Below are 23,807 nucleotides of genomic sequence, written 5' to 3' on the forward strand. Positions count from 1 at the left end.
AATGATGATCAGTTTTAGTGAAACCTTTGATAAAGTACGCGAATGCTTTAATGACGAAAGCATTGTAAATACACTTGGACGTAAACTTGATTCCGTAACTATTATTCGTGACGTTAACGGAAAGATTAGAATTTTTCTTGAATCATTAGAAAATAATACCCCATTAGAAAATAATACCATTGAAGAATTAGAAACCACTGACCTTAAGACCCTTTTATCTACAAAACTTGGAAAGTATTATGGGAATGATATTTGGCTACCACGAAGAAATAACGATGCTTACCAATCTTTAATTAAAACTATCAAGGATGAAAGAGTTTTTGCATCTTGGGATAATGGATTGAAACCTCGCTGGTATATTCTTGAGCGCCACATTGCTAAACAGGCATGGACAGATAATAACGTAGGTACACCACCTTGGCCAGAGACAGTAGTTTATCAAGATCATAGGAAACCTGCGATAATATCCTTTTTCTCCTTTAAAGGAGGTGTGGGACGAACCAGTAGTCTAGTTGCAACTGCCTTGACTTTAGCCCGTAATGGTCATAGAGTTGCTATTGTTGATCTTGATTTAGAAGCGCCAGGATTGGCTACAATTTTTTCACCAGACAACTCAAATAATCCAGGTGTAATTGATTATTTATTGGAAAAGAAAATTCAAGAACAAGATTGGAAACTGCGTACTCATTTGATCAGCATTAATGAACGGATTTTGCTAGATGATAATGGTGAGAGTATACAATTACTTCCGGCTGGAACAGTAGATAAAAATTATTTGGAAAAATTAGCTAGATTAGATTTTCAGAACCTTGTAAATGGTGAACTGGAAAGTACAATGGTAAGTATGTTAAAAGAATTGGAAAGTGCAGTCAGACCTTTAGATTTTATTCTAATGGATGCGCGGGCTGGGTTTCATGATATTGGTGGATTAGCGATCGCTAAACTCTCCCATGCAGCAGTGATATTTGGCACTCAATCACGCCAAAGTTGGGCTGGACTAACTCATGTTATTCGACATTTAGCAAGTCCTGGAGTTGATGAACGTTTACCGTTGATTCTTGTACATTCGATGGCTCCAGCAATAGGAATCTCAGGAAGAGAAACAGAATTGCAAGAATTTCGGGAACAAGCCTACAGCGTTTTTCAAGAAAACTATTACTCTGAAGATGAAACTGTCCCTGACACTAATAATAGAGATGAACCATTTTTTCCTCTAGTTGTACCTTATCAGGAGAGTCTACGGGGGGACATAGCTCTATTTTCTCGCAACTCAACTCCAGAAGAATCCACTCGACTATCACAGCTTTCAGAAATCATGACTAATTCTCCTTATAAGGAGATTGCAGAAAAGTTATGTAATCTTTTTGGGCGTGAATTTCAAAAAAATAATTAGATTAAAACCTATGTCTGAAATTAATAAACACAAATTACTAGAATTAATAGCGAATATCGCCCCTGGTAAGGGAATTGCTGAACATGAAAGTAATGATCATGAAACATTCTTAAAAAACTTTTTACCCATAGCAGATTATCGTCATGCTTTAGAACCGAATATATTATTAATATTAGGAGGAAGAGGAGTAGGAAAAACTGAATTATTCCGTTTACTAGCAATTCCTTCAGGACGAGCAGCTTTAGTTGAAAGCTTGGGAATTAGATCCTTACCCACCTTGAGTAAAACAACATGGGTAGCTGGCTTTTGCAAGGACAAAAAGCAATTTCCAGCACCAGAAAGTGTAGAAAAGCAAATGGATAAAGCTACAAATATTGAATGGCGTAGCTTCTGGATTGGTTTAATTTTAGGCGTGTTATTACAGCAAGAAGATTTTAAGTTCAAAGATTTTCTAATTGAACGAATAGAGCCAGAAATAGTTAATCTTCTGAGAGATGATTTATCTCTTTTATCAACTTGGCAACCTATTGTCAATCAAAATCTTGAAAAATTAAATTCTGTCTTAGATAAATTAGATCAAAAACTTATTGAAACAGATGATTGGTTATTCGTTACTTATGATGAATTAGATAGATTAGTGGTTTCCTATACTGCCTTAGCAAGTCCAATACGTCAACTTTTAGCTTTGTGGCTTGATCGATGGCGACGTTGGGATAGAATACGACCTAAAATCTTTTTGCGTACTGATCTATTTCGAGAGGATTTTTTGAATTTTCCTGATGCTTCTAAACTGCAAGGCCATCAAGTTCGATTGGAATGGAAAACTTCATGGCTTTACCAACTTTTGGTCAAACGACTTGCAAACGCTGGATCTGAAATGACAGAATATTTGCAAAATATCCCAGAGTTAATTACTGAAAATAAAACTGGTTTGGGCTGGAGTGTAACATCAAATGAAAAATTATTTGAAGAACTAATCGAAAGAATGATTGGTAAGTATATGGGTGCTAATGCTAAAAAAGGAATTACCTATCGCTGGATTCCCAATCACCTTCAGGATGCTGATGGTCGAATTGCACCGCGTTCTTTTCTCAAGTTATTTGTTTTAGCCGCAGAACTGAGAATACAACAGCACTCGACTGTTGAACAAAATATGGTACTTTTGCAACCCTCTGATTTACAGGGGGCTTTAATAGATACTTCAAAAGCGCGAATTATAGAATTAACTCAAGAGGAGTATCCTTGGTTAGAATCCCTTAAAACAAGTTTAGCTGAACTTGTAGTTCCAGTAGAGAAAGACAGGTTTTTAGAAGCAGTAGAATCTACTAACTGGAGCGAAAAACCCGAAAAGCAACCACCTGTGATTAACCCTGAAGAAATTTTGAAATATTTACTTCAACTGGGAATTGTAGAAAGTCGTTCTGATGGAAGAATTAATATGCCTGAAATATATATGTATGGATTTAAAGTTAAACGGAAAGGTGGGCTTCAACGTCCCAAGTAGCATAACATTGAAACTCATGTAGAGAGCAACTGCCAAAAAAATAACCCCCCCTACCTGTAGTAGAGGGGGTTAGCAAAACTTAATATCCGCCTTCTTCTTCGTATTCCACTTGTCGTTCCTTGACCTTTTTGGGAATATTTACAGGCTTTGGTGCATCATCCCAGGCATCACCGTCTAGATCATCATCATAGTCATCATACTGGTCAGCGTAAGTCTTTTTGGCAGGTTTGGCTTCGGCTCTGGGGGCTTCCTGATAACTATCTCTTACCGTTGCATCACTCCAGTTATCTTCTTCGTCTTCTTCATACTGAATTGACTCGTAGGAACGGGCTTTCATCACCTGACGCTGGGGTCTTTCTTCTTCTATATAGTCTTCCGTCCATTCCTCTTCTTGGGCTATGGGTTCAGGAATGCGGACTTTAGGACGAGGTGGTTGGAGAGGAACACCACTAGGTAATTGATTACTGGGTGCAACTGTCCGAGGGGCGCTATAGCCAAATTCTTCTTCTGCATCTCTTTCCCAAGGGGCTTTACCAATTCCCAGCCGTTCTAAAACGCCCACGGTTAACTGGTTTACTCTTTCTTCAGCACCTTCAAACACAATTAACCGACTAGGTCCGGTGCTGACTACTTCATCAATGGATAGTTCATAGGTACTCAAAAATTGGTCGGGAATTTGCGGTAATCCCAAGGAGGCAATGACGATAGAGTATATTTTACCCGTTTCGCCATTAAATTTAAAGCCTCTTACTTTGCCTAAAACTTCACCTGTTTCGGTGATTACTTCCCAGTTCATCAGGTTACTGAGAATCTCCACTTCTACATCTTCGATGACATCCTCGTTATCAACTAAGATGACATCACCGATTTGGTTGATGCTGTTGAGATACATATTGCGGGGCAAACTAGAAATAGATATCAGGCTGTCTCGCAAACTTATTGCCACAACCTCTCTTTGATCAACATCAACCCAAATCTGACTCACGATACCTAACCGCTTACCGTTGTCGCGGGTGATTACCTGAGTGTTTAATATATCTGAACGTCTAACTATTTGTTCTGAAGTCATTCTATAGGTCGTCCTGTTCGCGTAGCGTGCCGTAGGCAATCTCGAATCTGGTTTATGTATATGTCTATTTTTAACAGAAATTTGTCAGTTGTCAGTTGTCAGTTGTCATTGGTAAACTTTTTTCCTGTTCCCTGTTCCCTGTTACCTAACTTAATACTCAAAACTTGAGTATCCGCGCCTCTGGCTTGAGTTACGCCAATTGTGCGTTGGGCTGATTGATTCTATCATCGGACGGCGCAAACTCACAATTATAAAGCTTGTTCCGCCTGTTGTCTGATCATTCTAGCTAATCATTCCCCGTTTGGCCCATTTAAAAACATATCAACTTCGTAATTGTGGCTGGATATCCTGATAATACATTTCCACCAGAACAGCAAGATTTATTGATATTAATATCCTTCTTTAGAAAGAAGAAGTAAAAAATTTTATTTTTAAAATTATAAGTATAGCTGTTTGGAGCTAAATGAATATGGCTTTATACAAAATTGAAGACTTTACTGCTGACTCTAACTATGATAGTCCAGGGTTGGATGGCAGTGAAGTTGAAAAGATTAAGCATTTTGATGTCTATTCAGACATAGATGATGATAAAGTTGGCACTATTAAATACATATTGGTAGATGATTCAGGGCGTTTGCGTTATTTAGTTGTGGACACAGGGTTTTGGTTTTTTGGTAGACAAGTATTGTTACCAATTGGACGTTCCCGAATTGACTATGATAAACGTCGGGTATACGCGAATAAGCTGACAAAGCAGCAGGTAGAAAATTTACCAGATTTTAAAGATTTGCAAGAAATTGATTACGACTATGAGGAACGGGTGCGGGGAGTTTATCGTAGACCAAGAGGACAAGCGCCTTTAGAGTCATCAACACCGCTAGAGTCGCCGATAGCTGTAGATTCTCCACTAGTTTCTCATGAGCGCACAATAGTTACTCCTGCTGTTCCTGTTGAACGGAATACATATAGGTATGAGGAAGAACCAAATCTTTACAATGTGAATGAGCAGGATCACCAAAACCTGAAACTATATGAAGAACGTTTAGTAGCTAATAAATCTCGTGTGAAGACAGGAGAAGTAACTGTTAGTAAGCAATCATATACTGAAATGGTAACAGTTTCTGTACCTGTGCAAAGAGAACGTATAGTCATTGAACACACTGATGCAGAAACGGGTGTTAAAACTGTATCACTAACTGAAGCTGATTTAGGTGAAGGAGGAGTAAAAATCAAGAAAATAGTTGAACAGGATACAGTTGAAGCGGAAGATACTATTCGTCGTGAAGAATTAGACGTGACTCGGAATGATCAACGAGTAACTGAGAGAAGAAACTAAGAAACCTCGAAACAGCACTTCCACAATCTCATCATGAAACATAATCAACCTCCTAGAAGTTCATAGGGTGTACAAAGAATCGGCAATTCGTATCCAAAATCAATGCTGATCTGCTTGGGATGAGTACAGTTGAAAGTCACTGCGCCGTGTATTCCACCACTCCCTCGTTATCTCAATATTAGCCGCCACAATAATGTCTCTGCTTGGTCGAGCAGTAAGGTAGCCTAAAATACTGGTTTCAATATAGACAGATTCACTCATACACGGTAGATTGTAAGCTACTTCATTTTAGCTTATATTTTAGGTGTGTTACACTGCATTAACGCACCCTACAAGATTGGCGATTCCTAGGTCGCGCTTCGCTATCGCATTGATAGCTGTAATGCTTATAGTTAAAAGATTACAAAATATCTATTTCCCAGTCTTCCAATTGTAGTTGGGGAATGCGTGAAAATTCTTTAGTATTATGGGTAACTAATATCAAATTATTCGCTAAAGCAATAGCCGCAATTTGTAAATCGTAAGCTCCAATAGGTGTTCCGTTAGCAGCAAGTTGGGCGCGAATCTCTCCGAAAATTAGAGCAGACTGGTCATCAAATGGCAAAGACACAAATTGACTCAAAAATCCTTGCTGTAACGTCAGATTACGCTCTGGGTTAGCACTACGAATTGATCCGTAAAATAATTCACCCTTCACAACTGAACAAACAGCAATTTCTGAAAGTGGGATATTATCCAGCTTTTGTTTTAAATGAAAGTTTTTGCCCTTGAGATAAATAATACAGGCATTAGTGTCTAGCAGATAAATCATCAAAATAGCTCTCTTTCTGCTTGTTCTGGCTGTGGATGTCTGATAAATGTTTCATCTTGAATACAACCATAAAAATCACTCAATTTTGTTGTTGTTTTTGTTGGTGATGCTGATTCATAAACAAGAATAATATCTAATTCCGTTCCTTCTGTTGTTTCGGGTAATTGAATTTGTAAAAGTCCATTTTTACCAATTAGCGATCGCACTCTCATACTTTGCATAACTATTTACCTCTTTTGAATATCTGTTCTTTAAGTTCTTGTAACAACATAGATAGCTCCTATGCTGGAATGGTTGTCTAATGTTGTCTATTCAGTATATTATAAACGATCTTGCTTTATAAGTCTAATTTGAGCGATTCCTAGGTCGCGCTTCGCTATCGCACCTTATCAATCCACCTACAAGCGATTCCTAGGTCGCGCTTCGCTATCGCACTTCCTAACACCACCCAACAAGCAATCGCACTTTATCAATCTAACCTATGAGCGATTCCTAGGTCGCGCTTCGCTATCGCACAAGAGGAGCAATTACTAGGTTATGATTCATCCTGTAAATATTCAATTCTTGATTTTAGAGTATTAAATAAGCGATCGCAATAAGGAGAAGCTTGACGAACCTGAGTTACATCTAATGATTCTAATAGTTCAGAGGCGTGTTTTATTTTGTGATATTCTCCCTTAGTAGTTCTACCAGTCGCAGTTTTGAGAGTAGGTTCTAAATTATCTTTTGCAATAGTTTCCACATTAGCATTTTTGGGAATAGCATTTTCTTTAAAACCTTGGCCATAAAATTTTTTCAGCGTTGCAAAATCAGCAATAAACCAAGCTTCCATTGTTTGTACCATTAAATGACAATTATCATCATCAACTTCTGTTGGTTTATCCCAATTATCTCTAAATTTTAAATGTTCCCAAGGAGATTTTTTATTTACAGGTGCTTCAGCATCAACTAATAATACATTAAAAGCATCAGGATGAGATTTTAAAGCATTTTTGAAATCACGGAAAGCATTATTCCGAGTACCACACATAATGATATTCCATTTAATGTTTTTGGTTGTTGCTTCCTTTACTAATTTTAAAAAAAACTTACTAAATCCTTTTCTAAGTGAAGATCTCTGATTTTTGGAATCTCCACCACCTTTTATATAAATTCTAATCTCTTTTACCATCTGTTTCCACCTATTTCACCCATCCGCCACAAATCACCTAAAGTATAATTTTCTAACCAGTCTTTGAGTTTATCTGGTTTAAGTCTCCTTAAATGAGTTCCTGTATTATCTCTTTCACAAACTACGACAGATTCAGGATATTCACTCAACGCAGAAACCAAAGCATCAGAATGAGTTGTGACAATTAATTGAGTTCTCTGAGATGCTTCTATTAATAATTCTGCAATAGTCGGTAAAATATCTGGATGTAAACCTAACTCCGGTTCTTCAATACAAATTAGTGGTGGTGGAGTAGGATCTAAAAGTAACGCCATTAAAAACAAATATCGCAATGTTCCATCAGATAAACGAGTTGCAGAAATTGGTTGAATTACATCTTCTTCCCGAATAAATAGTTGTACTGTACCACCATATATTCTTACATCTAAGTCTTCTGCTGTTTCATAAAATTTTTTGAGATATTCAATAAGTTTTCTACTTAATCCTTTGTATTGTAAATCTTTTATAAATAAACCAAAATTACTGCCATCTTCTAATAAAGGATGTTGGGGTAAATCAGCTTTTTGAGCTTTTCTTAGTTCTGAATCTCGTCCCATTTGCCAGGAACGATATAAACTAATTTTAGAAAACTCCGTACTTAGATAGGAAATTTCTGGATATCTACTTGGATCTTTTATTTCAGATAAAACTGATTGATCTGATTTAATTGAATGTAGTTCCAAAAGTTGTTCACTTCGTCTTTCCTGTCCTGACAATGGATCTTTATCTCTTACTGTAAAAGAACGAAATCCATTATAATTGTTAAGATAATAAAATTGAAAACCTTCTTTTGCCGTTTCTGGTTCGATAAATTCATCTACTAAATCAAATTTTTGATCATATGTGGTAAAACTAAGCGTATAATCAAGTAAAAGTGACTCTGATTTTTGAGGATAATCAACAGTAATTTTAATTTCTGCTATCGGAGTATCTTTGTTACCTTTCCATAAAAACTCATTAATACCTCCACTTTTACGAAAAGGCACAGGTAAATCTGTCGGTGTTGCTTTTAAAATTCCAATAGCTTCAATTAAATTAGATTTCCCAGATGTATTAGCACCAATTAACACATTTAGCGGTTGTAATTCAATTTCTTCACCTTCACTTCCATAAGAAAGAAAGTTTTGTAATTTGATTTTATGAATAAATCTTTTACCTTCCATTTACTTCTCCTAATATTAAATAAAACTATATTGTTGCTAATATTTTGGGTAAGGAATACACAATTATTTATGTTTTGCGATCGCGCAATCGCTGACTTGTCAGTTCGCTGATTAAACTTAAAATCAATTGGCGATCGCACTTTATCAATCTAACCTACAAACGATCGCACTAACACCACCCAACAAGCGATTCCTACGGAGCGCTTCGCTATCGCACTTTATCAATTTAACCTGTGAGCGATTCCTACGGAGCGCTTCGCTATCACACTTAGTCAAGGTGTAAATGGCAAACTGACAAAAGCCTTTTGGGAATCTAAGAAACAGTCTTTGCGGTTCGTACCAAAACAGTGTTAGCCATTACCATCTATTTAGATTAGACGCGGAGATTAAAATTAAGTATTCATAGTTCCGTCACTGTCCACTTTAACCCTTGCATCTGGTTAGACTCAACGACTTTTGGATGCGGATCAATTGGTTTGATTAGACTTCTCAATTTAAGCTGTACCTTTGAAGGGTCAATAGCACGTGGAAATAACTTTGAAGTTTTTACTGGTTGCTCAAGATGCAAAACAACACGCAACTGTTGCCCTTTCAAAATTTCCCCAGCAAAATTACTTTCGGATATGTCTGATGCGTGAATCTTGGCAGGTAACATAGCCGCAAGGGTATACAAGACTTTTTGCACTACTTCATCTGCTAAATCTATGGTTTTAGTCCGAGGATGCTGTCTATAGTCCTTGGCTTCAATTAACCATATCACCTGACTCTCAATTGCGAGAAGATCAACTGCTTTAATTCCAGGCGACATCTTAGAGAACTGGTGACGATAAAAAGCCCATTCATCGTACTTGCAAACTTTCCATGAATCGGGAAAGGTAAATATCAAGCTATCAACCTGGATGTTTATCACACTCAAACCCCACTACTGATAAAGCGATCAGATTGAGCAAGCTCTTCGTCCAGTGTTGTAATATCGCCAATTTCGTCAATCGTATCTCCTTGGTTGACTACAACACCGTCATCTGAAAAGTGCAAACCAAAGAATCGTGAGTTGAGTTCAATATTTTGCTGATCAGTCATTAATATTTCAAGCTCACGCAACAGGAATAAACTATGAGTGGCAATAAATACTTGAATCCCTATTTTACTTAGGCTCACAATGCTTTGAGCTACTTGTTTTATCAGAAGTGGATTGAGATTTGCTTCAGGCTCATCCCAAAATAGAAAACCTTTGTCCATTAATACCCCAGTTGCAATTAAACGCGCCAGCATTGCTAATTTACGCTGGCCTTCTGCAATAAGTGGCATCTCAAAGCGACCGCGCTCATTCTTCAAATAAAAGCGTCCATTCTTATCTAGCTCGATTGAGCCACCCATTGATGTTTCAAGCGGAGCTAACAATTCTTGAATTCTTTTCTCCTTAGTCCCTCTCTGCAAAGGATAGCCTAGAAGTATACAAGTGTCTCGCCAAGTCTCTTCAAATTCAAGGTAATGGCCTTCGTAAACGGAAATAAAGTTTGGAAAAATACTCAGCAATTCACGAGTTGGGATATAAGCTGGTGAAGTGTCAAGCCAACCCTTTGGAACTTGCTCTATAAGCACTTCTGTTTTACTATTCGTAGAAAAGCTAAATTCAAAATTGAACTTTTTATCTTCAAACAAGAGTTTAATGTCACATCTCTCACGTCCTTGCTTTCTTCTAGCGAGTCGCCCAAGAGATTCTGGACGAAAAACATTGATAAGCTTGTCTGCTAGACGAGTTTGCATTAAAGCTTTTGTTGGTGTACTACTTGTTGGTTTGCGGCTTTCTTCCCAACTGGTTGCAAGCGCTGAATAAGCAACTTTAAGAAGATGTGTCTTACCCGATCCGTTTTCTCCAACTATTACATTCAGATGTTTAGAGAATTGGAGATTTGCACTAGGAAAAACTGTGAAGTTTTTAATATTTAGATTATTTAGCATAGATTATTTTAAATGTTTACACTAATATTCTGTACTAATCGCACAGATTATATCAACCAACAAGCAATCGCACTTGGTCAACCTAACCTACAAGCGATTCCTAGGTCGCGCTTCGCTATCGCACTTGGTCAATCTAACCTACAAGCGATTCCTAGGTCGCGCTTCGCTATCGCACTTTATCAATCTAACCTACAAGCGATTCCTAGGTCGCGCTTCGCTATCGCACTTTATCAATCTAACCTACGAGCGATTCCTGCGGAGTGCTTCGCTATCGCTTGACATTCAAAACAGTCGCTACAAACTTTTGGGGACTCATTGGTGATTTAAAAGTGTTAGTATAAATAATTCCCAAAAGTTCACAAACTTGATATAATGGACATAAAGACTATTTAGTGAGGTAATAATTATGTTATCAACTGATATGAAACAAGAATCAATAATTAAGAGAATTGAGAATGTTGTTGCTATTTTAATGGAAGAACGTCCTTTATTTAAAGAGGATCTAAATTATACGAAAATGGTTCAAGATTTAGTAAAAGTATTTAAAGAAAACTTTTCTTTAGAAGAATTTAGTCAGATATCAGAAGAAAGTCTTAAAAAGCGTTGTAGTGGTATCATGGCTCTACACCTTTTGGCTAAAATAGGAGAGGATTTTACTCCTGAACAAATGGCAATTTTTGATGATGCAGTTAAAAGAAAATAGAAAATTTATGAATTATTTATTAGATACTAATATTGTTTCTTTAGCACTCAAACAAAATTCCCAAATTCTTCACAAGATTACAATTAGTGAGTCTAAGGAAGAAAAGATTTTTATTAGTTGTATCACCTATTTTGAAATTAGGCGAGGTTTTTTAGCGGTTGATGCACCAAAACAAAGAGCAAGATTTGAGGAATTTTGTCAAGAATATCCGATTATTTTCTTAGATGATTTAGCAATTTTAGAAAAAGCTGCTCAAATTCATGCTAATTTGAGATTAAGGGGTGTACCAATTCAAACTGAAGATGTTTTAATCGCTGCTACTGCTATTCTTAAAGATTTAATTGTGGTTTCTAATGATAGTGATTTGGCCAGAGTTGAGGGTTTAAGTTTAGAGAATTGGGTAGAATTATGATGATTAAATTATTTTTTGGCTGATGTATTTAAAACTGTAGGTTTGGTTAAGCTGTTATTGGGTTTTTCGCATTTGGTCAGGGTGTAAGAGACTTCCAAATAAAAAAATGTCCCAAAACTGATGCAGAAATTCTCTCTCTGTGTACTCTGTGCCTCTGTGGTTCGTTTCTTAGGATAATTTATTTCTTGGAAGTCTCTAAGTGGCGAACTCGCACTTTATCAATCTAACCTGTGAGCGATTCCTACGGAGCGCTTCGCTATCGCACTTTATCAATCCAAACTAAAAGCGATCGCACTTTATCAATTCAACCTACGAGCGATTCCTACGGAGCGCTTCGCTATCGCACTTTATCAATCCAACCGACAAGCGATTCCTGCGGAGCGCAACGCTTACGCACTTTATCAATCTAACCTACAAGCGATTCCTGCGGAGCGCAACGCTTACGCACTTTATCAATCCAATCTACAAACGATTCCTGCGGAGCGCTTCGCTATCGCACTTTATCAATCTAACCTACGAGCGATTCCTGCGGAGCGCTTCGCTATCGCAATTTATCAATCCAACCTACAAGCGATTCCTGCGGAGCGCAACGCTTACGCACTTTATCAATCCAACCTACAAGCGATCGCTGATTACGCTTCCCCAACAGGCGAACTCGCACTAATGAATAATCAAACTATCTCTAGTCATTTCTAAAAAATCATAGGTCAAAAACAATTCGATTATTTGAGTAATATTTTGTAGAAAAAGTTGTTCAATTTGTTTGTGACTAATATTACCTGTGGTTATTAGTAGTAGTTTGTAAGGCTCTTGTTTGATTAAAAAAGAATCTAAAAAATCTTTATCTTTGGTAATAACAATTCTCTGTTCCAGGATTGATAGTTTGTTGATTTCCGAATCTGGAGTTGCATTTTTTAAAGGAAGATTTTTGGTATGTATAACATCACAACCTAAGTTCTCTAATAAATTGACAATTCGCATTGGTAATTGAGCATCAATCAAAAATTTCATGAAACTAATTGGAGAATACTTTTAACTTGAGTGAGTCGAGTAGCAAAGCTGAGAACTGCTAAAATGTCTTCGTATTCTAAATCATCATAATCTTCTAAAATATCATCAATATTCATGCCTGAACTCAAAAGTTCTAAGATCATTTCCACCGGATAGCGCAATCCGCGAATACAGGGTTTACCATGACAAATATCATGGTTAATTGTTATTCTATTTAATAGAAGGTTATTCATAAAAATACCCGGTAAGTGGGAAACTCAGACACTTCAGTGCTGAGAGGGAAACGACTCGTGCAGTTCGACAAGCTCACTGACCACGGTTTTAACCGCCTTGAATATTTTTTCATTACCGCCTTGGAGTTGGTAAATTCGGTGTACTTTTGTAATGTACTTTCAACGGGACAATTACCGATTCAAAATTCCCAACTCTGTACGCATAATGTGTTGCTCCGAAGAGCCTCCCATTTCTGGGGTAATGTTAGCTTCGTCAATGTTTTAAGAGCTTTTTAGACTTGCAACACTGTTTCAGTGACTTTAAAACTGTTTAATTGCAAATGACAGAGCAGGGAACTAGCTACGCATTCGGTGGGTGTCGTGACTCAAAAAACGTAGTCAGTGAAGACTTAGACTGGTCAGTACAACTTGCAATTTCTTACAAGCTCAGTCCCTTTAGGGCTGAGTTACTGACGATATTAGATGTTATGTTGGCGCTAAATTAATTGTACTTGATTTTTCGAGTTCTATGACAATAGAAAAAAGCGAACTGAAAGTCAGCGTTGCGCGATTCCTAGGTCGCGCTTCGCTATCGCACTTTATCAATCCAACCTACAAGCGATTCCTAGGTCGCGCTTCGCTATCGCACTTTATCAATCTAACCTATGAGCGATCGCACTTGGTCAATTCAACCTACAAGCGATTCCTGCGGAGCGCTTCGCTATCGCACTTTATCAATCCAAACTACAAGCGATTCCTAGGTCGCGCTTCGCTATCGCACTTTATCAATTATTAGATCTCTTTATGCAGAAATAGCCATAGGTCTTACTGCGGGTCTATCAGCGTTATTAGGCAAACGAAGTGAGCTTGCTGACAATGTTGCTATTGCTACAGTATTACCAAGCATATTAAAAAACTCGACACTGTAGCCTGTTTCTAGCCCAATTACATGATGTTGCTCAACTATAGTTCCAACATCACCAGCGTATAAACCTTCTCCAGGAAGATCATGCAGTAAAATTATGTCTGAATAAAGGGGAAAATTCATCGCAGCCTCCAATGTTGTTAATCGGGAACTAAGGTGATCAAACGAGGAAAGTCTGTGCCAGTATCTATTTGCCAGACTGTCTTAATAAGAAGCAATCTGTTGATAGGAGTTAGTAAATTGGTGCTGATTTCATATCTGATACCATACGGAGTTTCTTTGACTACATTAACCTCTACGGTTAAATGAAACTTGCGGATATCTTCTTCTAATTGTTGCCAGTTATCAGGAGAATAGCCAAATTGGATTAATAACTTTGCTTTTGAACCACCACGCCTATGCTCAGTATTCAGTAAATACTCAGTTAGTTTGGATGGCTCAATTACTGCAATATCACTATTTGGAATTTTCATGTATCTGATTACAGTAACTTTAGAAACTTATCCCACACTAAATTCACCACAATAAACAATTGTTCCGATCCAACAACTTGATTATAGCAAACTGTTGTCATAAGAAGCTTTACTTTACTTAATTACAACCCAACAAGCGATTATTAGGTCGCGCTTCGCTATCGCCATTTATCAATCCAACCTACAAACGATTCCTAGGTCGCGCTTCGCTATCGCATTTTATCAATCTAACCTACGGGTAAACTAACAAGTAAAGGTTCTTGAGAAAGAGATAAGATCCGCTGATATAGCCGGGGACTGATGCGAAAACCAGCCCGGTTGATCAAAGCATCCATGACAGGTTGAACTTGAGGGATAAGACTTCTTTGTTTAGCAACAAGCAGAATACCCAGAATGCCAATAATAGGTATCCCAAGCCGGAGAGCTTCTTGCCGTCCCAAGCGTTCATCAATGAGCAAATCATCGGCTTGTAGCTCAAGTGCCAAGGCTATAGCATTTGCTTCTCCAGCATCAAGTCCGCGTTCCTGTTGAAGCTGGTTAGCAAGTTGGGAGTTGTTAAGGAATTGGGTTTGAATCCAGTCCAGTTGGAGAATAGCTGAAATAGTAGGATTGCTGGCGGCTACCAATTCGCTGGCAACCACGTCAGGAATGATAACCTTATGGTAAATAGCTTCTAGCAACCCAAGATGATCAACAAGGGCAAGATTCGAGAGAGCAGAAGTATCACTGACAACAATCATAGCCAGCCTCGACTCCGCAGGTGTTGAACATCTTGCTCAAAGTCTTCCACATCGTAATGGACACAAATATTCCGATCTGCCAGCAGCTTTTGAAAGTTCATTATCTCTATTCCAGCAATTTTGCTGGCGCGGCTGAGGGAAATCCGCTGCTGCTGGAATAGGGCAATGGCTATTTCCTGAAGCCATTCACTCTGGTTAAAAGTTTCAGTTTTACTGAGGCTATCAGGTAGGTTCAGGGTAATTTGCATCAAGTTGTCCTCACACAGTCACTTCTAATTTTAATTGCGATTCCTGCGGAGCGCTTCGCTATCGCACTTTATCAATCTAACCTACAAGCGATTCCTACGGAGCGCTTCGCTATCGCACTTCATCAACCGAACCAGATAAGCGATCGCACTTTATCAATCCAAACTACGAGCGATCGCACTTGATCAATCTAACCTATGAGCGATCGCACTGAGAGCTATAATGCTTTCAGATAAAAGATTACAAGAGATAGATTAGTAAAACCTATGAACTAAATGTTAAGAAGTGTAGAATGTGAGTCTAACTTTATCTGCGTAAGTTTTGATTAAGTTAATTTAATTGATTTTTTGAGATAAATTACTCTATTTCCCAGTCTTCTAATTGTAGTTGGGGAATGCGTGAAAATTCTTTAGTATTATGTGTAACTAAGATCAAATTATTCGCTAAAGCAATAGCAGCAATTTGTAAATCGTAAGCCCCGATAGGTGTTCCGTTAGCAGCAAGTTGGGCGCAAATTTCTCCGAAAATTAGAGCAGACTGATCATCAAATGGCAAAGACACAAATTGACTCAAAAATTCTTGCTGTAACATCAGATTACGCTCTGGGTTAGCACTACGAATTGATCCGTAAAATAATTCGCCCTTCACAACTGAACAAACAGCTATTTCTGAAAGCGGTATATTATCCAGCTTTTGTTTTAAATGAAAGTTTTTGCCCTTGAGATAAATAATACAGGCATTAGTGTCTAGCAGATAAATCATCAAAATAGCTCTCTTTCTGCTTGTTCTGGCTGTGGATGTCTGATAAATGTTTCATCTTGAATACAACCATAAAAATCACTCAATTTTGTTGTTGTTTTTGTTGGTGATGCTGATTCATAAACAAGAATAATATCTAATTCCGTTCCTTCTGTTGTTTCGGGTAATTGAATTTGTAAAAGTCCATTTTTACCAATTAGCGATCGCACTCTCATACTTTGCATAACTATTTACCTCTTTTGAATATCTGTTCTTTAAGTTCTTGTAACAACATAGATAGCTCCTATACTTGAATCGTTGTTTAATACAGCACTTCCCGGTGTTATGAGGTACAAAAACCCCACCCCCAACCCCCTCCCCGCAAGCGATGAGGGGGCTAAGATGTACCTCATAAGAGCGGAAACCGCTGTATATGTTGTCTGTTCAGTATATTATAAACGATCGCACCTTATCAATCCAATCTACGAGCGATCGCACCTTATCAATCCAATCTACGAGCGATCGCACTTTATCAATCCAAACTACAAGCGATCGCACTTCATAAATCCAACCTACGAGCGATCGCACCTTATCAATCCAACCTACGAGCGATCGCACCTTATCAATCCAACCTACGAGCGATCGCACTGAATTAATCCAACCTACAAGCGATCGCACTGAATTAATCCAACCTACAAGCGATCGCACTGAATTAATCCAACCTACAAGCGATCGCACTTTATCAATCCAACCAACAAGCGATCGCACTTTATTAATCCAACCTACAAGCGATCGCACTTCATAAATCCAAACTACAAGCGATCGCCCTCAACTCAAAACTAAAATATCACAATATTGTCTGCTCTAAATTTAATTCACATTCTTTAGTATTAGCCTTGATTGTTTATTTCACTTTTACGGTCAGATATAAAACGCCCTATTAAAGCCTCACAACGCCCAATGAACGTACCAAAGGATTTCAAAGGCAACCGTGTTTCAAATTCATAACCGCGCCTGTCGTCTCGATCTTGGAAGAGAACATAGTCATTGGGCTCAAACTCAACTTGTGCATGCGCTACCGAATTTCGAATATGTCTAATAAAATCTACTTTCAATGAATCGGAAGGGTAGCTCGTAACCGTATTGGTTACAACCTCGTTGAGGAAATCGTTAAGCTTTACGTATTCTGCTGAGTAATTGTCATACAGAATTTCTCTTGGAATGACAAGCATCGCATATAGCGCCATTAAGGCTGATCCCTGGTTATCAACGCCTATCTTTTTGAGTTCCTCTTTTATTACAGGCTGCCCGAACGTCATGTTTTGATAAAAGCCACTTTCCATGAACTCATTGTTTTTTAACTCAACGATTAAGACCGTGGTGTAGTAAGCCTGAAGTATTAGATTATCTGCGTGAGTTATCATTTTGCGTCTTGGCTCGATAGTTAATCAGTTGGTTTAAAGTTGGATAGCTAACTAGTAGGCGATCGCTTCACAATTATATATCTTACGCAATTCTGCGGACTAATTCAATGGTCAGATGATTGTAACTTAATACCCAAAACTTGAGTATAAGCACCTCTAGCCTGAGTCACCCCAATTGTCCGCTGTGCTGATTCTATCATCGGACGGCGCAAACTCACAACTATAAACTGTGCCTGTTCTGCCTGTTGCTTAATCATTCTTGCTAATCGTTCCACATTTGACCCGTCTAAAAACATATCCACTTCATCAAAGGCGTAAAATGGAGAAGGACGATAACGTTGCAGGGAAAATATAAAACTTAATGCAGTTAAGGATTTCTCTCCCCCTGACATAGAAGCAAGCCGTTGGACGGGTTTTCCTTTCGGGTGTGCGACTAGGTTTAAGCCACTGTTAAAAGGATCTTCGGGATTATCTAGTTGTAAATAACCGTCACCATCGGAAAGGATAGCAAAAATTGATTGGAAATTCTCATTAACTGCGTCGAAGGCTTCTTTAAATGCTTTTTGACGGAGGGTGGTAAAGTTTTCAATTCTTAATAATAACTCTGTCCGTTCCCCTTCCAAAGTCTCTAATTTTTCGGTGAGTTCTTGAAGACGACCTTGGACTTTATCGTATTCTTCCAAAGCTAACATATTTACAGGTTCCATTGCCTGTAAGCGTTTGCCTAAACTCCGCAATTCTTTTTGCAAGTCTTCTAAATCAACTTTATTGGGAACTTCTGGGAGGGGACTGGGTAATTCTGCACCTAAATCTCGCAATTGGTTTTGCAGTGCTGTTAAGTCTTCCCGGCGTTTTTGTTGAGTTTCTTGCAGTTTCTCAATTTCCCATTGTAATTGTTGTTGACGCAATAAGAGCGATCGCAATTCGGTTTCCGCTGTATCTCGGTTCTTTTTCTCTTCCCCTAAATTCTCTTCTAATTTTCGCAAATTAGCTTGCATTGCAGTAATCAAATTACTCAATTCGACCACTTGACTATTAACTGTTGTTTGTTGCTGTTTTCCTGTCGTTTCTTCTTGTTGATATTGAATAACTCTGGTTTGAGATTCTTCTATTTTTTCTTGTAAACGCTGTTGTTGATTTTCTAAGTTTTTTAATTGTTGTTGAACATCTCTTAACGCTGTTTCCCGTTGTTGTAATTCCTGTTCTTGGGTTTTAATGATAGCTTGGATTTGTTGCCATTCGCTAGGGGTTTGGGAAGATTCCAACTCAGCTAAAGTATGTCGCAATTGTTGTAATTGAGTTTCTTGTTCTGGTAATTCCCGATTTAAAATTTCTAACCGGGATTGTGCAGATGTGAATTTTTGGGTATTTTGGGAAAGTTGAGAACGAGTATTTTCTAACTGCGTTGTTAAACTCTTAATCTCTTTCTTTAACTGTTCTAAATATAATTGTTGTTCTCTCCGTCCTTGACGTGCTTCGGTTAATTCTAAAGTTAATGTTTTAGTGCGAGTTCCTAAATTAGAAATTGCTTCTCCACAACGTTCTAAAATCCGGTCAATATCTATTAAGCGAGATTTCAAATTAGCGACTTCCTGAGATTCCCCGGCTTCACCGTTATCAAAGCGTAAAGATGAACGTTGACTACTACTACCCCCAGTCATTGCTCCGCTAGTTTCTAATAATTCCCCTTGTAAGGTGACTATGCGATATAGTCCCATATTTTTCCGAGCTTGGGCAAGAGTCGCAAATACTACCGTTGCACCAAAAACATAGGCAAATACATCATGATAACGGCGATCGCATTCTACCAAATTTACCGCATAATTAACAAAACCATCAGCTAAACGCAGAGTTGCATCTTGGGTAAACTTAGGTACTTTAATTTTATTTAAAGGTAAAAAAGTTGCCCTTCCTGCCCGTTTTTGTTTTAACAGTTCAATTCCCGCTGATGCCACACTATCATCTTCAACCACAATATGCCCTAAACGTCCACCAGCAGCCATTTCTAATGCCAATTGATGTTTATGTTCAACCTTACCCAATTGCACTACCAAACCGCACAAACCGGGCATTTCTGACTGTAAAATTACTTTACTGGCTTGTGTTCCTTGGATTTCCTGTTGCGCTTGCGTCTGTGCCTCTAATTTATCTAATTGACGTTGTTTGTCCCGTTGTTCTTGTAAAAGTCGCTTTTGGGTATCTTGTTGAATTTGTAACTCTTGTTCTGTCGCAGCGAGATTTTCAGCTAAATTTTGAATAGGTTGGGTAGAAGCATTAAATTCCGTTTCCAGACGCGCACATTCAGCTTGTTTTGCGGTTAATTCCGGTTCTAAACTGGCAATTAACTGAGATTGTTCAGAAATGAGTTGTTGTAATTGAGTATTCCGTTCCTGTAATTGTGCTTGTTCAGTGCGTTGGGGTTCAAGAGTATGCAACAAAGATTCAATTTGCCGATTCAAAGCTGTTTGTTGTTGTACCCAAGCTTCCGAAGCTGAGGCAATTTCCGCAGCAGCTTGACGAGAGGATTCTAAATTTTGTTGTGCAACGTCACGCTCTGATTGTAGAGACGTTACATGAAACGTCTCTACATTATGACTTTTCTTAGCTTCCTCTAAAGCAAGTTGATATTGTTGAATTTCTTGATAAGTTTGATTTAATCGCTTTGTAGATTCTTGAATAGATGTTTCTAACTCCCGTTGTTGACGTTGGAGTTGTTTCCGTTCCGCTTCCTGAGTAGCGAGATTAGACTGAACAGAAAGAAGTTCCTCTTCCCCCAAAGCCTTTACCCGGAGATTGAGTTGATCTAATTCAGTAGTTTTTTGATCAATTTGAGAATTAGTTGTATTTAACTGAGTAGTAAAATCACTGAAATTGCGATCGCCCTCTTGAACTTGTGCAACCAGCCTTTCCTGCTGTGCTTGGAGAGAACGCCAAGATAACACCGCTTCCCAGGATTGTTTTTGGATAAATTCAATTCGCAATAATTGATACTTTTCCGCCTTAGCCTTATCTTGAGATAGGCGATCGCATTGTACACTTAACTCAGTTTGAATAATCCGACAACTATCCTCCTTATCCTTCACCTCATCTAAAGTAGACTTAGCTTGGACAATTTTCCGATCATAAGTCGCCACCCCAGCCAACTCATCAATAATTTCCCGACGTTCCCGCGCATTCATCGAGATAATACTCGTCACATCCCCCTGCAATACTACATTATACCCTTCAGGATAAATCCGCAGTTCCTCCAAATCCTCATGTAACTCAGACAGAGTACAAGCCACACCATTAATATAATAATTCGACGTATACCCCCCCTGCTGAGACACCCGCAACCGCCGAGTCACACTCCACTCAGAGGATTTTGGATTTTGGATTTTAGACTTTGGATTTTCCCCCACTTCCCCCACTTCCCCCACTTCCCCCACCTCCTCCCTCTGCGCCTCTGCGCCTCTGCGTAAGATATCTGAAATATCAAAAGTCACAGTTACACTAGCTTCCAGCGCCGAACGCCCCTTATGTTTTTGAGCATTATTCACCAAATCCGGTAAACGTTCCGCCCGCATACCCTTAGAACTAGCCAGTCCCAAACAAAACAACAACGCATCTAGAATATTTGATTTCCCAGAACCATTAGGACCAGATATGACGGTACACCCCGGTAGGAGAGGAACAGCAGTAGTCCCACCGAAGGATTTAAAATTGGTAAGTTCAACGCGCTTGACGTATACCATGAGTCACTGGTTAACTGGAAAAGAGGTTAAGTAAACAAGTGTACCAATTATTTATCCTTTCGTGACTAGGAAAGAGGGGAAATTTGGTAATTGATATGCTGTGGGTTCTGGGTATTTAATTGGTCATACTCTAAATGTATGGCGACAATATATTTTAAACGAACCACAGAGACACAGAGGACACAGAGGGAAATACAAGGGGGTTGTTTACATCTGGTTTAAAATTGCTATATGTTAAGTTGCTCATAGATGTATTTATGGAAATTCAAACGCCAGATTGGGTTAAACACGCGGTTTTCTATCAAATCTTTCCTGATAGATTTGCCAGAAGTCAACGTTCCCGTGACAGTTTCTTAAATAATAGCAATTTGGAAGCCTGGGATGCACCACCTACTCTCCAAGGTTACAAAGGTGGTGATTTATGGGGGGTGCTGGAAGAATTAGACTATATCCAAAGTTTAGGGGTGAATGCAATTTACTTTACACCCATTTTTCAATCTGCTAGTAATCATCGTTATCATACCCATGATTATTACCAGGTTGATCCGATGTTGGGGGGTAATCAGGCTTTGCGAGTATTAATAGATGCTGCCCACGCCCGCAATATGAAAATAGTTCTTGATGGCGTATTTAATCATAAAAATACCCGGTAAGTGGGAAACTCAGACACTTCAGTGCTGAGAGGGAAACGACTCGTGCGGTTTTAACCGCCTTGAATATTTTTTCATTACCGCCTTGGAGTTGGTAAATTCGGTGTACTTTTGTAATGTACTTTCAACGGGACAATTACCGATTCAAAATTCCCAACTCTGTACGCATAATGTGTTGCTCCGAAGAGCCTCCCATTTCTGGGGTAATGTTAGCTTCGTCAATGTTTTAAGAGCTTTTTAGACTTGCAACACTGTTTCAGTGACTTTAAAACTGTTTAATTGCAAATGACAGAGCAGGGAACTAGCTACGCATTCCGGGGTGTCGTGACTCAAAAAACGTAGTCGGTGAAGACTTAGACTGGTCAGTACAGCTTGCAATTTCTTACAAGCTCAGTCCCTTTAGGGCTGAGTTACTGACTCTAGTCGAGGCTTTTTCTTTTTCCATGATGTGTTAGAAAATGGTTCTAATTCTCCTTGGGTAAATTGGTTTAAAATTCAAGATTGGCCGCTTGCCCCTTATGATGGTAATTTACCTGCTAACTATGATGATTGGGCGGGGATTCGCTCTTTACCAACCTTTAATCATGATCATCCAGATGTGAAGGAGTATATCATCAGTAAACCAAAAAGTTTTTCCCAAAGAGCGATTTTTACGGAATGCTAACGCTATTGCTACAGACGAAGCAGGCATCAACAACAAAATACGATAGACATTTATGTGATATAAAATACTAAATACATAAGAAATAGTTATAGTAATTTGCACTGGGTCAAAATATGAAATGATGAATGTAGTGTGTAGCATATTGGTTGAAAAAATTGACTGTTTCATCTCTAACAAAAGCCACGCAGGGCGAATCTACAGAAGAACTCGTTTTAACCGACTCAGAAACCCAAGACGCAGGTTATTCAGTGTTTAGTAGAAAATTTTTCGATTGAAACGCAAGGAGCCTGTGACCAACAAACTTTATTCGAGATTCTGGTTAAAGCAGCCAGCACTGGAGACAGTATTGAAAACACAGCTAAATTGTTAAAAAATATTCCGACAGCTAATGATATTAGATATCATCTCAATAAAATTAATAATTTTGAGGAATTAGAAGCGCAAATAAATCAAGCATTAAAAAGTCGAATTCCTTTAGGATTAAAAAAGGGGTGTTTAAAAATAGCGATTGATTTAAATTTAATTTGTTATTATGGTAAACCAACACCGTCAGAATTACCCTACATATATCGAAGTGAAGCTAAATCTGGTACTAATTCATTTTACGCCTATGCCACTTTATACGTTATTAGTAATAATAAGCGTGTAACTCTGGCAATAAGAGGTGTTCGCCAATTAGATACTAGTGTGGCTTTAATTACTTATTTATTAGCAGAACTTGAACCCCTCAAAATAAATGTAAAAAAACTCTACTTGGATAGAGGATTTTTTAATACTCCTGTAATTAGATGGTTACAGGCATTAGATATCCCCTTTCTTATGCCTGCTATCAAGACTGGAAAAAAAGGAGGAATCAAACAATTTCTCAAGGGTAAAAAAAGTTATAAAACTACCTATACCATTACAAGAGACAAAGATGATTTCGTCACATTTGATTTATGGATTGTCTGTAAATATAGAAAGGGAAAGCATAAAAAGCATGGAGTTCAATACTTTGTTTATCTTGCTTATAAGGTCAAAACAAATTTAAATTATATCTATCAAGATTATCGAAAAAGATTTGGCATTGAAACTAGTTATCGTCTGAAAAATATTTGTCGAATTAAGACGAATAACAAAAATCCAGTTTTGAGATTACTATTCATTGGAATATCCTTTCTTCTAGTTAATATCTGGGTGAATCTACTATGGCTCAAAATCAGCCGTAAAAGGAAGGGTAGTCGATTAATTTATCGCACACTTTTCACACTCAAACAGATGTTAGCTTTTTTATCTCAAGCCCTACAGAGGAAATATCAAGTCGTTGAAAGCATTTATATTCCATCCGGTTAGCGTCAAGAAATTATTACCCAGCCAATCATAAGTAATTGTTATCTATATGATATCTACTGGTTAGAACACTGGGAATTAAAAAGTATTTTATATTA

At 38.2% G+C, this 23,807-nt stretch carries 28 protein-coding genes and 2 pseudogenes; 11 read left to right on the forward strand and 19 right to left on the reverse strand.

What is annotated here, in order from left to right:
• Position 1: 1 nt before the first annotated feature.
• Both HEQ36_RS04690 and HEQ36_RS04695 read left to right on the forward strand, forming a co-directional pair.
• Entirely contained in the window at positions 2-1,393 is a 1,392-nt protein-coding gene (locus HEQ36_RS04690; RefSeq protein WP_205748379.1) for an AAA family ATPase, read from the forward strand.
• Between the two features lie 10 nt (positions 1,394-1,403).
• On the forward strand, positions 1,404-2,897 hold the full coding sequence (locus tag HEQ36_RS04695) for a hypothetical protein (RefSeq protein ID WP_168634786.1): 1,494 nt from the start codon (positions 1,404-1,406) through the stop codon (positions 2,895-2,897).
• A 79-nt stretch (positions 2,898-2,976) separates the two neighbouring features.
• Here the strand turns inward: HEQ36_RS04695 and HEQ36_RS04700 are convergent, their stop codons facing one another.
• Positions 2,977-3,966, reverse strand: coding sequence for a PRC-barrel domain-containing protein (locus HEQ36_RS04700; protein WP_168634787.1), 990 nt, complete (start codon positions 3,964-3,966; stop codon positions 2,977-2,979).
• A 469-nt stretch (positions 3,967-4,435) separates the two neighbouring features.
• Between HEQ36_RS04700 and HEQ36_RS04705 the strand changes: the two genes are divergently transcribed.
• Complete coding sequence (locus tag HEQ36_RS04705; RefSeq protein ID WP_053538660.1) at positions 4,436-5,302, forward strand: DUF2382 domain-containing protein; 867 nt, start codon at positions 4,436-4,438, stop codon at positions 5,300-5,302.
• A 99-nt stretch (positions 5,303-5,401) separates the two neighbouring features.
• Here the strand turns inward: HEQ36_RS04705 and HEQ36_RS04710 are convergent, their stop codons facing one another.
• The 7 genes from HEQ36_RS04710 to HEQ36_RS04740 all read right to left on the reverse strand — a co-directional run bounded on the left by HEQ36_RS04710 (position 5,402) and on the right by HEQ36_RS04740 (position 10,448).
• A complete protein-coding gene (locus HEQ36_RS04710) occupies positions 5,402-5,563 on the reverse strand; it encodes a hypothetical protein (RefSeq protein ID WP_233455362.1) in 162 nt (53 codons plus the stop codon).
• A gap of 139 nt (positions 5,564-5,702) precedes the next feature.
• On the reverse strand, positions 5,703-6,113 hold the full coding sequence (locus HEQ36_RS04715; RefSeq protein ID WP_053538659.1) for a type II toxin-antitoxin system VapC family toxin: 411 nt from the start codon (positions 6,111-6,113) through the stop codon (positions 5,703-5,705).
• Positions 6,113-6,334, reverse strand: a complete 222-nt coding sequence (locus HEQ36_RS04720; protein ID WP_015080101.1) for a hypothetical protein — start codon at positions 6,332-6,334, stop codon at positions 6,113-6,115. Before HEQ36_RS04720 ends, HEQ36_RS04715 begins: the two co-directional genes overlap by 1 nt.
• A gap of 314 nt (positions 6,335-6,648) precedes the next feature.
• Complete coding sequence (locus HEQ36_RS04725) at positions 6,649-7,284, reverse strand: DUF4276 family protein (RefSeq protein WP_168634788.1); 636 nt, start codon at positions 7,282-7,284, stop codon at positions 6,649-6,651.
• A complete protein-coding gene (locus tag HEQ36_RS04730; protein ID WP_053538656.1) occupies positions 7,278-8,486 on the reverse strand; it encodes an AAA family ATPase in 1,209 nt (402 codons plus the stop codon). Before HEQ36_RS04730 ends, HEQ36_RS04725 begins: the two co-directional genes overlap by 7 nt.
• A gap of 400 nt (positions 8,487-8,886) precedes the next feature.
• Positions 8,887-9,396: a hypothetical protein gene (locus HEQ36_RS04735; protein ID WP_168634789.1), complete on the reverse strand. Its 510-nt coding sequence runs from the start codon at positions 9,394-9,396 to the stop codon at positions 8,887-8,889.
• Between the two features lie 2 nt (positions 9,397-9,398).
• Positions 9,399-10,448: an ATP/GTP-binding protein gene (locus HEQ36_RS04740; RefSeq protein ID WP_053538655.1), complete on the reverse strand. Its 1,050-nt coding sequence runs from the start codon at positions 10,446-10,448 to the stop codon at positions 9,399-9,401.
• 12 nt (positions 10,449-10,460) lie between these two features.
• Between HEQ36_RS04740 and HEQ36_RS04745 the strand changes: the two genes are divergently transcribed.
• The 4 genes from HEQ36_RS04745 to HEQ36_RS04760 all read left to right on the forward strand — a co-directional run bounded on the left by HEQ36_RS04745 (position 10,461) and on the right by HEQ36_RS04760 (position 11,973).
• Entirely contained in the window at positions 10,461-10,727 is a 267-nt protein-coding gene (locus HEQ36_RS04745; protein ID WP_168634790.1) for a hypothetical protein, read from the forward strand.
• A gap of 127 nt (positions 10,728-10,854) precedes the next feature.
• A complete protein-coding gene (locus tag HEQ36_RS04750) occupies positions 10,855-11,151 on the forward strand; it encodes a hypothetical protein (RefSeq protein WP_027402408.1) in 297 nt (98 codons plus the stop codon).
• A 7-nt stretch (positions 11,152-11,158) separates the two neighbouring features.
• Positions 11,159-11,563 carry a type II toxin-antitoxin system VapC family toxin gene (locus HEQ36_RS04755; RefSeq protein ID WP_015080096.1) on the forward strand — a complete coding sequence of 135 codons (405 nt, stop codon included), beginning with the start codon at positions 11,159-11,161 and terminating at the stop codon, positions 11,561-11,563.
• A gap of 230 nt (positions 11,564-11,793) precedes the next feature.
• Complete coding sequence (locus HEQ36_RS04760) at positions 11,794-11,973, forward strand: hypothetical protein (protein WP_168634791.1); 180 nt, start codon at positions 11,794-11,796, stop codon at positions 11,971-11,973.
• A 250-nt stretch (positions 11,974-12,223) separates the two neighbouring features.
• On the opposite strand, the gene HEQ36_RS04765 is transcribed toward HEQ36_RS04760, so the two are convergent.
• From HEQ36_RS04765 to HEQ36_RS04790, 6 genes are all read right to left on the reverse strand, one after another.
• Positions 12,224-12,574, reverse strand: coding sequence for a DUF5615 family PIN-like protein (locus tag HEQ36_RS04765; protein WP_168634792.1), 351 nt, complete (start codon positions 12,572-12,574; stop codon positions 12,224-12,226).
• Positions 12,571-12,807 (reverse strand): DUF433 domain-containing protein, encoded by a 237-nt coding sequence (locus HEQ36_RS04770; protein ID WP_015080100.1) that lies wholly within the window; start codon positions 12,805-12,807, stop codon positions 12,571-12,573. The genes HEQ36_RS04765 and HEQ36_RS04770 overlap by 4 nt, the downstream gene beginning before the upstream one ends.
• 781 nt (positions 12,808-13,588) lie before the next feature.
• Positions 13,589-13,834 carry a DUF4926 domain-containing protein gene (locus tag HEQ36_RS04775; RefSeq protein ID WP_168635490.1) on the reverse strand — a complete coding sequence of 82 codons (246 nt, stop codon included), beginning with the start codon at positions 13,832-13,834 and terminating at the stop codon, positions 13,589-13,591.
• Between the two features lie 17 nt (positions 13,835-13,851).
• Positions 13,852-14,184 (reverse strand): DUF6883 domain-containing protein, encoded by a 333-nt coding sequence (locus HEQ36_RS04780; RefSeq protein ID WP_168634793.1) that lies wholly within the window; start codon positions 14,182-14,184, stop codon positions 13,852-13,854.
• Positions 14,185-14,411: 227 nt separating this feature from the next.
• Entirely contained in the window at positions 14,412-14,924 is a 513-nt protein-coding gene (locus HEQ36_RS04785; protein WP_168634794.1) for a DUF3368 domain-containing protein, read from the reverse strand.
• The gene (locus tag HEQ36_RS04790) at positions 14,921-15,172 is read right to left on the reverse strand and encodes a UPF0175 family protein (RefSeq protein ID WP_168634795.1); all 252 of its coding nucleotides are present in this window, start codon (positions 15,170-15,172) and stop codon (positions 14,921-14,923) included. The genes HEQ36_RS04785 and HEQ36_RS04790 overlap by 4 nt, the downstream gene beginning before the upstream one ends.
• Here HEQ36_RS04790 and HEQ36_RS04795 point away from each other — a divergent pair.
• Entirely contained in the window at positions 15,167-15,355 is a 189-nt protein-coding gene (locus HEQ36_RS04795) for a hypothetical protein (protein WP_168634796.1), read from the forward strand. The two genes, HEQ36_RS04790 and HEQ36_RS04795, sit on opposite strands and share 6 nt — an antisense overlap.
• Positions 15,356-15,527: 172 nt before the next feature.
• On the opposite strand, the gene HEQ36_RS04800 is transcribed toward HEQ36_RS04795, so the two are convergent.
• The 5 genes from HEQ36_RS04800 to smc form a co-directional block, all read right to left on the reverse strand.
• On the reverse strand, positions 15,528-15,932 hold the full coding sequence (locus tag HEQ36_RS04800) for a type II toxin-antitoxin system VapC family toxin (RefSeq protein ID WP_168634797.1): 405 nt from the start codon (positions 15,930-15,932) through the stop codon (positions 15,528-15,530).
• Positions 15,932-16,153: a hypothetical protein gene (locus HEQ36_RS04805; protein ID WP_015080101.1), complete on the reverse strand. Its 222-nt coding sequence runs from the start codon at positions 16,151-16,153 to the stop codon at positions 15,932-15,934. The genes HEQ36_RS04800 and HEQ36_RS04805 overlap by 1 nt, the downstream gene beginning before the upstream one ends.
• Before the next feature lie 199 nt (positions 16,154-16,352).
• On the reverse strand, positions 16,353-16,706 hold the full coding sequence (locus HEQ36_RS04810; protein ID WP_168634798.1) for a hypothetical protein: 354 nt from the start codon (positions 16,704-16,706) through the stop codon (positions 16,353-16,355).
• 92 nt (positions 16,707-16,798) lie between these two features.
• The gene (locus HEQ36_RS04815; RefSeq protein ID WP_168634799.1) at positions 16,799-17,332 is read right to left on the reverse strand and encodes a HEPN family nuclease; all 534 of its coding nucleotides are present in this window, start codon (positions 17,330-17,332) and stop codon (positions 16,799-16,801) included.
• Positions 17,333-17,436: 104 nt separating this feature from the next.
• Positions 17,437-21,066: a chromosome segregation protein SMC gene (gene smc, locus HEQ36_RS04820; RefSeq protein ID WP_168634800.1), complete on the reverse strand. Its 3,630-nt coding sequence runs from the start codon at positions 21,064-21,066 to the stop codon at positions 17,437-17,439.
• 257 nt (positions 21,067-21,323) lie between these two features.
• On the opposite strand from smc, the pseudogene HEQ36_RS04825 reads away from it, so the two are divergent.
• The 3 genes and pseudogenes from HEQ36_RS04825 to HEQ36_RS04835 all read left to right on the forward strand — a co-directional run.
• Positions 21,324-21,704 (forward strand): annotated as a pseudogene (locus HEQ36_RS04825) (alpha-amylase family glycosyl hydrolase); the annotation flags it as partial.
• Positions 21,705-22,134: 430 nt separating this feature from the next.
• Positions 22,135-22,332: pseudogene (locus HEQ36_RS04830) on the forward strand (alpha-amylase); the annotation flags it as partial.
• A 393-nt stretch (positions 22,333-22,725) separates the two neighbouring features.
• Complete coding sequence (locus tag HEQ36_RS04835; RefSeq protein WP_290602942.1) at positions 22,726-23,712, forward strand: ISH3 family transposase; 987 nt, start codon at positions 22,726-22,728, stop codon at positions 23,710-23,712.
• The last annotated feature ends 95 nt before the right edge of the window (positions 23,713-23,807 follow it).

The sequence above is a fragment of the Anabaena sp. 54 genome, assembly GCF_017355725.1.
GTDB classification, from domain to species: Bacteria; Cyanobacteriota; Cyanobacteriia; order Cyanobacteriales; family Nostocaceae; genus Dolichospermum; species Dolichospermum heterosporum.